Annotated in this window: 14 protein-coding genes; 12 read left to right on the top strand and 2 right to left on the bottom strand. The window is 68.5% G+C overall.

Annotated elements, in window-relative coordinates:
* Positions 1–36 precede the first annotated feature (36 nt).
* From thrC to SBI20_RS09170, 8 genes are all read left to right on the top strand, one after another.
* Positions 37–1,458 carry a threonine synthase gene (thrC, locus tag SBI20_RS09205; protein WP_317974756.1) on the top strand — a complete coding sequence of 474 codons (1,422 nt, stop codon included), beginning with the start codon at positions 37–39 and terminating at the stop codon, positions 1,456–1,458.
* The gene (locus SBI20_RS09200; protein WP_317974755.1) at positions 1,458–2,342 is read left to right on the top strand and encodes a class I SAM-dependent methyltransferase; all 885 of its coding nucleotides are present in this window, start codon (positions 1,458–1,460) and stop codon (positions 2,340–2,342) included. Before thrC ends, SBI20_RS09200 begins: the two co-directional genes overlap by 1 nt.
* A 178-nt stretch (positions 2,343–2,520) precedes the next feature.
* Complete coding sequence (locus tag SBI20_RS09195) at positions 2,521–2,895, top strand: dihydroneopterin aldolase (protein WP_317974754.1); 375 nt, start codon at positions 2,521–2,523, stop codon at positions 2,893–2,895.
* Positions 2,892–3,662 (top strand): SDR family oxidoreductase, encoded by a 771-nt coding sequence (locus SBI20_RS09190; RefSeq protein ID WP_317974753.1) that lies wholly within the window; start codon positions 2,892–2,894, stop codon positions 3,660–3,662. The genes SBI20_RS09195 and SBI20_RS09190 overlap by 4 nt, the downstream gene beginning before the upstream one ends.
* Entirely contained in the window at positions 3,659–4,681 is a 1,023-nt protein-coding gene (moaA, locus tag SBI20_RS09185) for a GTP 3',8-cyclase MoaA (RefSeq protein ID WP_317974752.1), read from the top strand. Before SBI20_RS09190 ends, moaA begins: the two co-directional genes overlap by 4 nt.
* A 4-nt stretch (positions 4,682–4,685) precedes the next feature.
* Entirely contained in the window at positions 4,686–4,922 is a 237-nt protein-coding gene (locus SBI20_RS09180) for a MoaD/ThiS family protein (RefSeq protein ID WP_317974751.1), read from the top strand.
* A 190-nt stretch (positions 4,923–5,112) separates the two neighbouring features.
* A complete protein-coding gene (locus SBI20_RS09175) occupies positions 5,113–5,928 on the top strand; it encodes a ferredoxin--NADP reductase (RefSeq protein ID WP_317974750.1) in 816 nt (271 codons plus the stop codon).
* Positions 5,928–6,383 (top strand): molybdenum cofactor biosynthesis protein MoaE, encoded by a 456-nt coding sequence (locus SBI20_RS09170; RefSeq protein WP_317974749.1) that lies wholly within the window; start codon positions 5,928–5,930, stop codon positions 6,381–6,383. Before SBI20_RS09175 ends, SBI20_RS09170 begins: the two co-directional genes overlap by 1 nt.
* 51 nt (positions 6,384–6,434) lie before the next feature.
* Here the strand turns inward: SBI20_RS09170 and SBI20_RS09165 are convergent, their stop codons facing one another.
* Positions 6,435–7,112 carry a hypothetical protein gene (locus SBI20_RS09165; protein ID WP_317974748.1) on the bottom strand — a complete coding sequence of 226 codons (678 nt, stop codon included), beginning with the start codon at positions 7,110–7,112 and terminating at the stop codon, positions 6,435–6,437.
* Positions 7,113–7,353: 241 nt separating this feature from the next.
* Between SBI20_RS09165 and rplU the strand changes: the two genes are divergently transcribed.
* The 3 genes from rplU to SBI20_RS09150 all read left to right on the top strand — a co-directional run bounded on the left by rplU (position 7,354) and on the right by SBI20_RS09150 (position 8,800).
* Positions 7,354–7,650 (top strand): 50S ribosomal protein L21, encoded by a 297-nt coding sequence (gene rplU / locus SBI20_RS09160; RefSeq protein ID WP_317974747.1) that lies wholly within the window; start codon positions 7,354–7,356, stop codon positions 7,648–7,650.
* Positions 7,651–7,673: 23 nt separating this feature from the next.
* A complete protein-coding gene (rpmA, locus tag SBI20_RS09155; RefSeq protein WP_317974746.1) occupies positions 7,674–7,943 on the top strand; it encodes a 50S ribosomal protein L27 in 270 nt (89 codons plus the stop codon).
* A 245-nt stretch (positions 7,944–8,188) separates the two neighbouring features.
* Positions 8,189–8,800, top strand: a complete 612-nt coding sequence (locus SBI20_RS09150; protein ID WP_317974745.1) for a GNAT family N-acetyltransferase — start codon at positions 8,189–8,191, stop codon at positions 8,798–8,800.
* 97 nt (positions 8,801–8,897) lie between these two features.
* Here SBI20_RS09150 and SBI20_RS09145 read toward each other — a convergent pair whose 3' ends face one another.
* Positions 8,898–11,459, bottom strand: coding sequence for a hypothetical protein (locus tag SBI20_RS09145; protein WP_317974744.1), 2,562 nt, complete (start codon positions 11,457–11,459; stop codon positions 8,898–8,900).
* A gap of 282 nt (positions 11,460–11,741) precedes the next feature.
* Here SBI20_RS09145 and SBI20_RS09140 point away from each other — a divergent pair, with 282 nt between their 5' ends.
* The gene (locus SBI20_RS09140; RefSeq protein WP_317974743.1) at positions 11,742–13,334 is read left to right on the top strand and encodes a glycoside hydrolase family 125 protein; all 1,593 of its coding nucleotides are present in this window, start codon (positions 11,742–11,744) and stop codon (positions 13,332–13,334) included.
* The last annotated feature ends 32 nt before the right edge of the window (positions 13,335–13,366 follow it).

The raw sequence follows: 13,366 nt of genomic DNA, 5'->3' as shown, positions 1-13,366 counted from the left end.
AATGAGCGCGCGCATCGCGGCACACGGGGATTGACGATGAAGTACATCAGCACGCGGGGCCAGGCGCCTTCGCTCGATTTCGAAGGCGTCACGCTGGCCGGCCTTGCCGCCGACGGTGGCCTCTATGTGCCCGAAGCCTGGCCGCAGTTCACCAGGGACGAGATCGCGGCGATGGCCGGGCTGCCCTATGCCGAACTTGCCGCGCGGATCATGACCCCGTTCGTGGGCGAGAGCCTGACCCCGCAGCGCCTGCGCGAACTGACCGCGCAGGCCTATGGCCGCTTTGCCCATGCCGCGGTGACGCCGCTCAGGCAGCTCGACGAGCGGCACTGGGTGCTCGAACTGTTCCACGGCCCCACGCTCGCGTTCAAGGACGTGGCGCTCCAGATGCTGGGCCTGCTGTTCGAGGAATTCCTCGCCCGCCGCGACGATCACCTGACCATCGTGGGCGCGACCTCGGGCGACACCGGTTCGGCGGCGATCGACGCCGTGGCGGGCCGCGCCAAGGTCGATATCTTCATGCTGCACCCCCATGGCCGCGTCTCGGACGTGCAGCGCCGCCAGATGACCACGGTCATCGCCCCCAATGTCACCAACATCGCCATCGACGGCAGCTTCGACGACGCGCAGGCGATGGTGAAGCGCATGTTCAACGACAAGGCGATGACCGATCGCTTCGGCATCGCGGCGGTCAACTCGATCAACTGGGCCCGCCTGATGTCGCAGGTGGTCTACTATTTCGCCGCCGCGCTCCAGCTTGGTGCGCCCGCGCGCGAAGTGGCCTTCGCCGTGCCCACCGGCAACTTCGGCGACGTGTTCGCCGGTTATGTCGCGGCCAAGATGGGCCTTCCGGTCAAGCGCCTGATCGTGGCCACCAACATCAACGACATTCTCCACCGCGCGCTTTCGACCGGCGACTATTCGGCCGGCACCGTCACCCCCACTGCGGCCCCGTCGATGGACATTCAGGTCTCCTCGAACTTCGAGCGCCTGCTGTTCGACGCCTGTGGCCGCGATGGCGCTGCGCTGTCGGCCCAGATGGCGCAGTTCGACGCGACGAAGGATCTCCAGCTCACCAATGCCCAGCGCGAGGCGATGGCCGCGCTGTTCACCAGCGCCCGTTGCGAGCCTGCACAAATGGCCCAGACCATGCGCTGGGCCTATGAAGCCTGCGGCGAAGTGCTCGACCCGCACACTGCCATCGGCCTTTATGCCGCCCGCGCGCAGGCTGGCGAACTGCCTGCCGATGTGCCGGTGGTGACGCTGGCGACGGCCCACCCGGCCAAGTTCGTCGATGCCGTCGAACGCGCGACCGGCGTGCGCCCGCCGCTGCCCGCCCGCGTGGGCGACCTGTTCGAGCGCGAGGAACGCTGCGAGCACCTGCCCGGCACCTATGAAGCCGTGGCCGCCTATGTCGCCGACCACGCGACGCCCAAGACGGGCGCCAAGGAAGCCTGATGGCCCAGCTTTCGCTCCAGCCGCAGCTGATGGTGGGATCGCCGTGGGGCGATTTCGCGCTCATCGATTCGGGCCATGGTCGCAAGCTGGAGCGCTATGGTCCCCATCGCTTCATCCGGCCCGAGCCGCAGGCGATGTGGTCGCCCGCGCTCGAAAGCTGGCAGGCCGATGGCGAATTCGTCCCCGGCTCGGACGAGGATGGCGGCGGACGCTGGCATTTCGACCGCCCGACCCCGCGCGAGGGCTGGCCGCTGGCGTGGAACGACGTGCGCTTCACCGCCAGTTGCACCCCGTTCCGCCACCTGGGCTTCTTCCCCGACATGGCCCCGGTGTGGGACTGGATGGGCGAGCGGCTGGATGGCCGGAGTGACGCCTCCACGCTCAACCTGTTCGGCTATACCGGCGTTGGCACGCTGGCGCTCTCGCGCTTTGGCGCGGTGACCCATGTCGACGCTTCGAAGAAGTCGGTCGCCCAGGCGCGCGAGAATGCGCGGACCTCGGGCATGGAAGAGCGCCCGGTGCGCTGGATCGTCGACGATGCGGCCAAGTTCGCCGCGCGCGAGGTGCGCCGGGGCAAGCGCTATGACGGGATCATCCTCGATCCCCCCAAGTTCGGGCGCGGGCCGGAAGGCGAAGTCTGGCGGCTGGAAGAAAGCCTGCCCGGCCTCATCGCCGATTGCGCGAAACTGCTCGATGAAAACAGCAGCTTCCTGTTCCTGACCGTCTATGCCGTGCGCATGTCGAGCCTGGCCATTGGGGGTCTTCTGGCCGAGGCGCTGGCCCACCTGTCCGGCACGATCGAACACGGCGATCTCGCGCTGGCCGAGGAAGGCCCCGGAGGCCGCACCCTGCCCACGGCCATCTTTGCCCGCTGGCGGCGCTGATCGGGCAAAACCCCTCCGTCAGCCCTGCGGGCTGCCACCTCCCCGCAAGCGGGGAGGACCATAGAGATCCTCCCCATGAAATGGGGAGGTGGCAGCCCGAAGGCCTGACGGAGGGGATAGCGGCCCATAAGGCAGGCTGATATGGACAATCCCCAAACGACCTGCCAAGGGCGCGCCCGTGTCTGACAGCCTTATCCTCGAAGTCGCCAATGTCGAAACCGATGTCCTGACCGGGATCTATTCGGAGGAGACCGGCCGTCCGCAGCCCTTGCGGATCTCGATCCGTGCCTGGCTGCGCCCACAGGATCACTACACCCCCGATTGCCCGCTGACCGCGAGCAAGAACTACATGGACCTCAAGCACGCCGCGAGCACCGGCCTGCCCACGGACGTGCATTTCCAGCTGATCGAGGCGGTGGGCGACCATATCTGCGATACCCTGTTCGTGCAGGACGCGCGGGTTTCGCGGGTCGAGGTCAAGATCGTCAAGCTGGCCATCAGCGAGGCGGGCGAGGACATCGGCATGACCCTCACGCGCGAGCGTCGCGGTTGAGCGGGGCAAGGCCGCTCGCGCTGATCACCGGAGGGTGGCGGCGAATCGGGGCGGCCATTGCCCGCAAGCTGGCGGGCGAAGGCTGGGATCTGGCGCTTCACGCGCACCATGCCGCCTCGTTCGATACCGGATTTTCACAGGAACTGGCCGGGCTGGGCGCGCACGTCTTCGCGCTGGCCGGTGATCTGGGGGACCGCGCGCTGCCCGGTGCCCTGCTGGCCGACGTGATCGCGCGGGCTGGTCGCGCCCCGGCCCTGCTCGTCAATTCGGCCTCGCTGTTTCAGGACGACACGATCGCCTCGCTCTCGCCTGCCGCACTCGACGGGCATTTCGGGGTCAACCTGTTTGCCCCGGTCCTGCTGACCCAGGCCTTTGCCGATGCCCTGGCCGAGGAAGGCCGCGAGGGGGCGGTGGTCAATATCCTCGACCAGCGCGTGCAGAACCCGGTGCCCGACCAGTTGAGCTATACCCTGTCCAAGCAGGCGCTTCACGCCGCCGTGCGCACGCTGGCGCGCGCACTGGCCCCGCGCGTGCGGGTCAACGGGGTGGCCCCCGGCCTGATTCTGCCCACGCAGGACTACGATGCCGCGCAGTGGCACCGCCTCGAGGAAATCATGCCGCTCCGCCGCCTGCCCGGCGCCGACGAGATTGCCGATGCGGTTCATTACCTTGCCAGCGCGCGGGCGGTTACCGGGCAGACTATTTTCGTCGATTCGGGGGCGAGCCTTGAATCCTACCCTCGGGATTTCGTATATCTGGAACGATGAGTTCCCCCGCCGCCTTCCGATCCGCGCCGCTGGTTGACCGCTTCGCGCGCGCGGTCACTTATCTGCGCCTCTCGGTGACGGATCGGTGCGACTTGCGGTGTACCTATTGCATGCCCGAGCGGATGCAGTTCCTTCCCCGCGCCGATGTGCTCACGCTGGAGGAACTCTACCAGCTCAGCCGCGCCTTCATCGCGCGCGGGGTCACCAAGCTGCGCCTGACCGGGGGCGAGCCGCTCGTGCGCCGCGACATGGTCGATCTGGTGCGCGCGCTGGGTCGCGAGATCGGCGAAGGGGGCCTGCGCGAACTCACGCTGACCACCAATGGCACGCGTCTGGCTGAATTTGCCGACGATCTGGCCGCTTCGGGTGTCCGCCGCATCAATGTCTCGCTCGACACGCTCGATCGCGAACGCTTTACCCGTCTCGCCCGGCGCGACAGCCTGCCCCAGGTGCTCGAAGGCATTCAGGCGGCCAGGGAGGCCGGGCTCAGGGTCAAGATCAACGCGGTCGCCCTGCGCGGCGAGAACGAGGACGAACTCCCCGACCTGATCGCCTGGGCCCATGGGCAGGGCCACGATGTCACGCTGATCGAGGTCATGCCGCTCGGCGAGGTCGAGGAAGACCGCTTCGATCACTATCTCCCGCTCGATCGCGTGCGGCGTGCGCTCGAACAGCGCTGGACGCTCACCCCCAGCAACGCGCGCAGCGGCGGCCCGGCCCGCTATGTCGATATTGCGCAAACGGGTGGTCGCCTCGGCTTCATCACCCCGCTGACCGGCAATTTTTGCGAGGGCTGCAACCGCGTGCGCGTCACCGCGACGGGCCAGCTGTTCATGTGCCTTGGCGGCGAGGGCAAGGTCGATTTGCGCGCCGCGCTGCGTTCGGCCGATCCCGAAGCCGCGCTGGCACAGGCCTTTGCCCGCGCCATGGGCGAAAAACAGGAGCGCCACAGCTTTGCCATCGACCGGGCCGGCGCTGCCCCCGCGCTCGCGCGCCACATGTCGATGACGGGGGGCTGAGGCCATGGCCAGACTCGTGTTTCTGGGCCGTCTGGAAGACCGGGCGGGCTGTGCTGAAATGGACGTGGCGCCCGGCCCGCTGTCCGAAATCCTCACCCGGCTCGATCCGGCCCTCGCGCTCGATCTTCTGGGCGAGCGGGTGCGTATGGCGCTCAACGGCGCGCTCGTGCCCGAGGCGGGCGCGCTGGTTCTGGCGCAGGGCGATGAATTGGCCTTCCTTCCCCCCGTCAGCGGCGGTTAGAGCCCGACCCACAGGACTTCGGGGGCGGGCTCTTAGGCCGCTTTAGGCCCTGAAAGCTATTTTCGCAGGCCGGGTTTTTGACACACCGGCCTCGCGCGCCTAAGGGAGCGGCATTTCCCGGTCAGGTCCGGGCGCCGTTTTTACGGCCTGGATATGGCCGTTTTTCCGTCTGCCAGAGAAAGCGCTTCCGATGTCCGAACCCCAGGCGCAAGTCGCCACGCTCGAACCCACCGCTGCCGCCACGGTGGAAACCGTGCTTTCGGTCAAGCACTGGGACGAGCGTCTGTTCAGCTTCACCATCACCCGTCCTGCCTCGTTCCGCTTCCGCTCGGGCGAGTTCGTGATGATCGGTCTTCAGGGCGACAATGGCCGCCCGCTGCTGCGCGCCTATTCGGTGGCGAGCCCGGCCTGGGCCGAGGAACTCGAATTTCTCTCGATCAAGGTTCCCGATGGTCCGCTGACCTCGCGCCTGCAAAAGATCCAGCCCGGCGATCAGGTCTATCTCGGCAAGAAGCCGACCGGCACGCTCGTCACCGACGCGCTGCTGCCCGGCAAGCGCCTGTTCATGCTCTCGACCGGCACCGGCCTCGCGCCGTTCCTGTCGCTGGCGCGCGATCCCGACGTCTATGAATTCTACGAGCAGGTCGTGGTCGTCCACTCGGTCCGCAAGGTCAGCGAACTGGCCTTCCGCGAGGAACTGGCGAGCGGCTTTGCCGACGATCCGCTGGTCGGCGAACAGGCCGCCGAAAAGCTGCACTACGTGCCCACCGTCACGCGCGAGCCTTTCGCCAACAACGTGCGCATCGACAAGCTGATCGAGAGCGGCGCGCTGTTCGAGGGCATTCCGGGCGAGGCGCGCCTCGATCCGGCGACCGACCGCGTGATGCTGTGCGGCTCGATGGACATGATCAAGGACTTCGCGGCCCTGCTCGAAGGCATGGGCTTCGTCGAAGGCTCGAACGCCAATCCGGGCGATTTCGTGATCGAACGCGCTTTCGTCGGCTGATGGCCGCTTACGCCGATGTCCGCCTGCTGGACGCGGCCTTCGACCCCGCCGCCGAGCTGGCCGCCTTTACCGGGCGGTTTGGCTCGGCTGGCGGGGTTGTCAGTTTTCTGGGGCAGGTCCGCGCCGAACCGGGCGATCCGGTTCTGGCGCTCGAACTGCGCCACTATGCCCCGCTGACCCTGCCGGGGATGATCGCGCTGGCCCGCGCCGCCCACGAACGCTGGGCGCTCGAAGGGCTGCTGGTGCTCCACCGCCATGGGGTCATGGGGCCGGGCGATCCGATCGTGCTGGTGGCCAGCGCCGCCCGCCACCGCCGCGATGCCTTTGCCGCGGCCGAGTTCGTGATGGACCACCTCAAGAGCGACAGTTGGTTCTGGAAGCGCGAGAAGACCGCTGCCGGCTGGCGCTGGATCGAACCGCGCGCGCAGGATTTCACCGACCGAGCCCGCTGGTAAGGGGCCCGCTGGTAAGGGGCGCGCTGCTAAGGAAGCCTTCGGGCTTCCCCTTTACCCGTGCAGGCGTCCGAGCAGCGCATCCTGCGCGACCAGGCGCGCCGCGACCGCATCGCGCACGGTCTCGATTCGCTTCACATCGCCCTGAATCTCGGGATGGTCGACCGCCCTGATCGCCGCTTCGCTGGCCATCGTGTCGAGGTCGGCGAGGGGAATCGCGGTATCGCTGCGCGCGCCCTGAAGGCGGGCGAGGGCGACTTGCCCTGCCGACCAGATGTCGCTGTCGCGCGGGGCCTTCTGTGCGGCGGTGATGGTGCGCGTGGCGTCGGGCGCCATGGCGGTGAAGCGGGAATCGGCCTCGCTGGCCTGTGCCTCCAGAGCGGTCAGGCGTGCGGCAAGCGGGGCGCCGGTCAGGGGCGCGCCATCGGGCGACTCGACAGGGGCAGGGGCGGGCGAATCGCTCTTGACGGCAGGAGCCGGGGGCGATGCAGGGGCAGACGCGGGCGGCGTGATGCCTTCGCTGTATTCGAGTTCGACCGGCCGGGCCGCGAGCGAGGGGATGCGCCCGCGATCATCGGTACAGCCCCCCAGCGCGAGAGCCGGAACGAGCGGACAAGCCAGCAAAAGGGCCGGAAAAACCCGCAAGGGGCGCGTATGAGGGGTCGACGGGGAGGCCATGGCGGTGCCATAGCACGGACGCGGCGCAAGACCAGTGGCCAAGCTCGCGGGCATGGTCGGGCCAGGGCCGGAGCAGGGCCGGGAACGGGTGCCCGCAGGTGAAAAGGCCGCGCCCTTCGCGCATTTCACCATGCTGCGGCGTTGACATGGGCCCCTGCTTGGACTATCCGCGCCGCTCTTTCCGGGACTTCGCGTCTTCGCGAGAGGACCAACATTTGCCCGCTGTCCGCGATTCGGAACTTTCGACCGATCGGGGTGCTTGGTGGGCCAGGCATTTGAAACGGATAGCAGAACCATGTTCGCAATTGTGCGCACGGGCGGCAAGCAGTACCGGGTGGCCGCCGGAGACAAGATCGCGGTGGAAAAGCTGGCTGGTGAAGCCGGTGAGACCATCACCCTCGGTGACATCCTGCTCGCTGGCAAGGACGGCGAACTGGCCGACGCTTCGGCTGTGACCGTCTCGGCGGAAATCATCGCCCAGGCCAAGTCGGAAAAGGTCGTGGTGTTCAAGAAGCGCCGCCGCCACAACTACCGTCGCAAGAACGGCCACCGCCAGCAGATGACCCTGCTGCGCATCGTGTCGGTCGCCTGAGCGCCAGTTCGGAGTAAGCAGAGATGGCACACAAGAAAGCAGGCGGCTCGTCGCGTAACGGTCGCGACTCGCAGTCCAAGCGCCTCGGCGTGAAGAAGTTCGGCGGCCAGGAAGTGGTCGGCGGCAACATTATCATCCGTCAGCGCGGCACGCGCGTGTACCCCGGCGCCAATGTTGGCCTCGGCAAGGACCACACGCTCTTCGCGCTCGCCAATGGCCGCGTGCGTTTCCACGCCGGCAAACTTGGCCGCAAGTACGTGTCGGTCGACGCGATGGCCGAAGCCGCCGAATAAGCGGATGGTCATGCCATGGGCCATCCCGACAGGATGGCCCCGCCGACCCCAGGTCGGCTGAACGAGGGAGAGGGGCCCCGCCCTGTCTCCCTTTTTCTTTGTCTCCCTCACCCGCACCGCACCATCTGCTTCGAAAATCCCGTTTATCTCGAAAATCGAAGCATCTGGCGCGTCACGCAATATCCCTGTCATCGCATGCTGCTTATAGCGCGTTGGCGAAAGGGAGCGGTTGACGGAGACTGAGTATGTTCATTCGCAGCGAGCGGCTGTTCCTGCGGCCTGGCTGGCCGGAAGACTGGGCCGAACTTCACACCCTGATCGATGATGAGCACGTCGTGCGCCATCTCGAAAAGGCACCCTGGCCCTATCGGCCCGAGGACGCGCGCGATTTCGCCGCGCGCGAGCAGGACGAGGCCCACCCCCATTTCTTCATCACGCTCCCCGGCGCCGACGGGGCGCAGCTGATCGGCTGCGCGGGCCTGATCGCCAATGAAAACGCGTGCGCCGAAGGCGAGACCACCCAGGACGAGCCGGGCGGCACCGATTCGGCCCCGCTGCTCGGCTACTGGATCGCGCGCGAGCACTGGGGACGGGGCTATGCGACCGAAGCGGCGCGCGCGCTGCTCTGTGTGGCGGCCTCGCTCGGCCACCGGCGGATTGCTGCGCGGCATTTCGTCGACAATCCGGGCTCGGGCCGGGTTCTGGCCAAGCTGGGCTTCCGCCCGACTGGCGAGATTCGTCCGGGGACGAGCCATGCGCGCACCGGGGTCAGCCCGACTCGCGGCTATGCGCTCGACCTCGTGCCTCCGGGCCAGAGCGGCGGAGCGCGCAAGGCGCCCTCGTTCCTCGCTGCCTGATCCTTCCCTGTCAGCCCCTTCCTGTCAGCCTCTTCCTGTTAGGCCCCTTCCGACCTGAACTCTTGCGCCTGCCGGTGGAGCGCCACCGGCAGGCGGTTCAGTTGATGGCCAGCCCGACGCGCGCCTGTGGCGCATCGCGCAGGCGCAAGTGCAGCGTGCCATCGACCGGGCGCGGCACGCGCAGGCTCGATCCGGTAAAGCCGGGCTGCACGGTGATCGCGCGGGTGAAGTCCGCGTCGGCGGCAACGGCATCGAGCAGGAACAGGTTGCGCCCGCTCAGCGTGCAGGGCAGCGAGGTCGCGCCATCGCAGGAAAATCCGGTGATCCGGGGCAGCCGGGCGAGGGTGGCGAGCGGTTGCCACGCGCCGACCTGTTCGCCGTTGCCCGCATTGCCCCCCACGGGCGTACCGGGCGCCTGTACCAGCCGGTAGCGCAGCGGGCCAAAGCTGCCCGGCGGCAGGTCTGCCGCGCGCAGCGTTGCGACCACGACTTGCCCGTCGACCATCATCAGCCCCTTGCCCGAGGTGAGCCGCAAGCCGCTCTGGCTGCCCGCGCGGGCGACTTCGATGGCATCGTCCGGGTCGAGGGTCGTGCCCGGCCCGGCCTTGACCGAGAAGACCAGTTCCCCGTCCTCGGGCAGCAGGTCGTCGGCGCTCAGCTTCAGGGGGCGCGTGCCGGGCACGATCGCGGCGGGGTTCACGGTGCGGCTGATCATGTCGATGCGCGGGCGCGGCGGGGCGATTCGCACGGTGACGCCCTGGTTGCGCCCGTCTTCGAGGCGGACGACGACCTTGACCATGGTTCCGGCCTCGCCCACCCGGCTTGCCCTTGTTGCCGGGCCCGGCTTGCCACCTGAACCCTGGGGGGCCCCGCTTTGACCTGTCGCGCCTTGACCTGTCGTGCTTTGGCCCGCCGCGTTTTGAGCTGTCAGGTGCAGGCGGTCGGTGCGGCCTTGCCGGGTGAGGCCATCGGGGCGGAAATCGATGTCGCCCAGGCTCACGCCCAGCACCTGTTCGAGGCGCTGGCCGGTCACCACCGCCTCGTTGTCGCCGGCATGGATTTCCACGCTGTCGATCCGGCTGCTTTCCGCCCGCGCGCGCAAGGCGACCGTTGCCGGGCTGGCGATGCCCTGTTCGCGCACTTCGAGGCGCACGTCCCCGGTCTCGCCTTCGGCCAGCGGGACGGTCACGCTGACATGGCCCTCGTCGGTGGCATGCCAGGCGACGGGCCGGGCCGGGCCATTGCCGAGGCGCAGGCTGACATCCTCGACACAGCCGGGCGAGGGGCCGGCCAGTGTGACGGTGTTGTCGCGCCCGGCGACCAGCGGCCCGCCCGCCTCGGCCGGATTGGTCGAGCCCACGGGCGCGCTGCGGCTCCACGGCCCGTCATCGGCCCGCTGGACGAGGAAATCGGGCCCTTCGAACGCGTCGAAGCCCCAGCGTCCGTGCAGATGGAGCCGCACCGTGCCCACGTTCTGGGGCAGGTGTTCGCTGGTCACCAGATAGCCGCCGTGTTCGGCCGAGGGGGTTACGTCGAGTTCGCTCTGCTTGCCTTCGGGCGCGGTCAGGCGCGCGCTCATGTCGTGGGCATAGCCGGTGGCGAAGATCAGCGGGGCGCCCTCGACCGGCAGGACCAGCGGCCCGCTGCGCGCGCAGAGCGGGCCGGGGGCCGTGCTGCGCAACTGGGGCGGGCTGTCGGCGCCGATGGCGGGCATGGCCATGACCATGACCGACTTGGGCTTGCTGAACGAAGGGGCGGTGTTGAGCCGCAGCGAGGCGACCGGGCCGTTCACCACCGCAAGCGTGGGCAGGTAGCTGAATTGCGGGTTGCTGAAGGCCCCCAGCACGCGGGCCAGATCGCGCACGACACCGATATAGGGGCTGTAGAGCCCGGCCCCGGCCGCGGCGGTGGCGCTGACGGTGAGCGCCAGATCGGTCGGCGCGCCCGCGAGGGTCTCGGTGAGCGAACTGGTGTGGACATCGTTGAGAACCAGCGCCTCGCGGTTTTCGACCAGGCAGGAGGCCTGCTGCTCGGCGATCTTGTCGAGGCAGTCCTCGTTGAGCTTGATCGAGAGGCTGTGGGCCAGCACCGGGGCGATCTTGCGCAGCCCTTGCGGGTGGGCGATGCTGTCGGCGCGAACGGCGGCGATGAAGGCATCGAGCCGGGCATGGTCGAGCGAGGCCTGGTTGAGATCCTGGCTGGCGCGGACGAATTCGCCCGGCTTGCCGCGCACCGCATCGACCAGCGCCCCTTGCGCGCCGCGCGTATCGGGCACGACGAGCACGACCATCTGCCGCGCGCCCTTGGGGACGGTGAGGGTGAGGGTCTGTTCGGCGGGCTTGTCGCGCCAGGTGCGGGCGACGCCGATCCATTCGCGCGGGGGCGGATTGGTGGCCCCGCGCAGGAATGCCGAGACGACCATCAGGTGCGCGCTCTGGTCGCCGGGCAGCGAGGCGGCGATATGCAGGATGTCGCCTTCGGCCAGGCTCGGCACCGCGCCGAGCGGCAGCTCCTTGCCCGCGCGCGTGACGGTGATCCGCAAGTCGGGCCCGGTCAGTTCGAAACGCCCGCTTTCGGCAAGCGCCGCCGGGGCCAGTGGCCCGGCCACGATGCCCACGAGCCCGAGGCCCGCCAGACCGGCGACCAGGCTTTTGGCCAATCTCCCCGGTCCCCTTCCTGCTGCGCGTTTGTGTGAATGGTGACGGGAAAAGACGCGCGCAGTCATGCCGATGAAGTCCGCTCAGGATGAAGTCCGGGTGGTCCGGGAAAGGTTTGGCGCAGGCGGGCGTGTCTGCCAAGCCCTGAACAGGGGCTTGCCGGAAAAGACTTTTGCACATTTCCCCAGGGCGCGCGAAGGCATCGGGAAAGGGTTCCGGTTACACGGGTGTTAACCTCGGCGGGGCCATGCTGCGGGGGTGATGCCGCAGGAAGGAGGGCGAGAATGAACACGTCAGAAACCCGATCCGTCCCGCCTCAGGCCGATGTGGCTTCGCCGGCTCTCGATCGCCGCACGCTGGTCAAGGGCGCGGCTATGCTCGCTTCGGGGGCGCTGGTGTCCGGCCCGCCGGGGGCCGAGTGCGCGCAGGCGGCGCAGGCCCGTCTCGAATTCGCCGCGTTGCAGGGGGGGCAGGGGCCCCAGGCCGTGCCTCTCCCCGCGCCCACCCCGTCGGTCGAGGAAAATGTGGCCCCCGCGCGCGGCCGCCCGCCCCATGGCCAGCGCCGCCTGACCTGCCGCGCGGTCGAGGACGAGATCGCCCGCGTGAGCGCGATGATCGCCGATCCCAAGCTGCGCGCGATGTTCGAGGCCTGCTATCCCAACACGCTCGACACCACGGTCGAGTTGGGGCTGGCCGACGGGCGGATCGACGCCTTCGTGATCACCGGCGACATCCCCTCGCTGTGGCTGCGCGACAGCAGCGCGCAACTGTTCCCCTATGTCCACCTCGTGCGCAAGGACGAGACCCTCGCCACGCTGTTTCGCGGGCTGATCGCGCGGCAGGCGCGTTCGATCCTGCTCGATCCTTATGCCAATGCCTTCATGCGCAGCCCGCAGGCCGCGCAGGGCCTGCCCTGGACGAAGGACGACCAGACCACGAGGAAGCCGGGGGTGGCCGAGCGCAAGTGGGAGGTCGATTCGCTGTGCTACCCGATGCGTCTGGCCTATCGCTATTGGCAGGCCAGCGGCGATACGCGGCCCTTCGACGAGACATGGGCCGCCGCCGCGCGGCTGACGGTCGCCACGTTCCGCGAACAGCAGCGCAAGGACGGGCCCGGCCCTTATGCCTTCCGCCGCAGCAGCGACCGCCCGACCGAGACGCTCGGCCTCGATGGCTATGGCGCGCCTGCGCGGCCCGTGGGGCTGATCCACAGCGGCTTTCGTCCGTCTGACGATGCCTGCACGTTTCCCTTCCTGATCCCGGCCAACCATTTTGCGGTGACGACCCTGCGCGAGATGGCCCTCGTGGCCGAAGGCGCCCGCGCCGACAGCGCGCTGGCCGCCGATGCACGCGCACTGGCCGATGAAGTGGCCGCCGCCCTCGCGCAATGGGGCACGATGCGTCTGCCCGATGGACAGCAGGTCTGGGCCTACGAGGTCGATGGCTATGGCAACGCGCTGTTCATGGACGATGCCAATGTGCCCTCGCTGCTCTCGCTCGGCTATCTGGGCTGTGTCGACCCCGATGATGCCTTGTGGAATGCGACCGCGCAGGCCTGCTGGTCGCAGGCCAACCCCTATTTCTTCAAGGGCACCGCGATCGAGGGGATCGGCGGGCCCCATGTGGGCAAGGGGCAGGTCTGGCCGATGAGCCTGATCGTGCGCGCGCTCTCGTCGAGCGATCCGGCGGAGATCGCCCCGCTGCTGCGCCAGTTGCGCGACAGCGACGCGGGCACCGGGTTCATGCACGAGGCGGTCGACTGCAACAACCCGGCGACGTTCACGCGCAGCTGGTTTGCCTGGGCCAATGGCCTGTTTGGCGAACTGATCGTGGGGCTGGCCGACCGCCTGCCCTCGGTCCTGGCCGAGGCGCTGTAGGCGCGTGATGCGAAATTCGCCGAGAGGCGAAT

The organism is Novosphingobium sp. IK01, from assembly GCF_033242265.1.
In the GTDB taxonomy this organism is placed as follows: domain Bacteria; phylum Pseudomonadota; class Alphaproteobacteria; order Sphingomonadales; family Sphingomonadaceae; genus Novosphingobium; species Novosphingobium pituita.
This window is presented reverse-complemented; position numbering and strand designations above follow the sequence as displayed.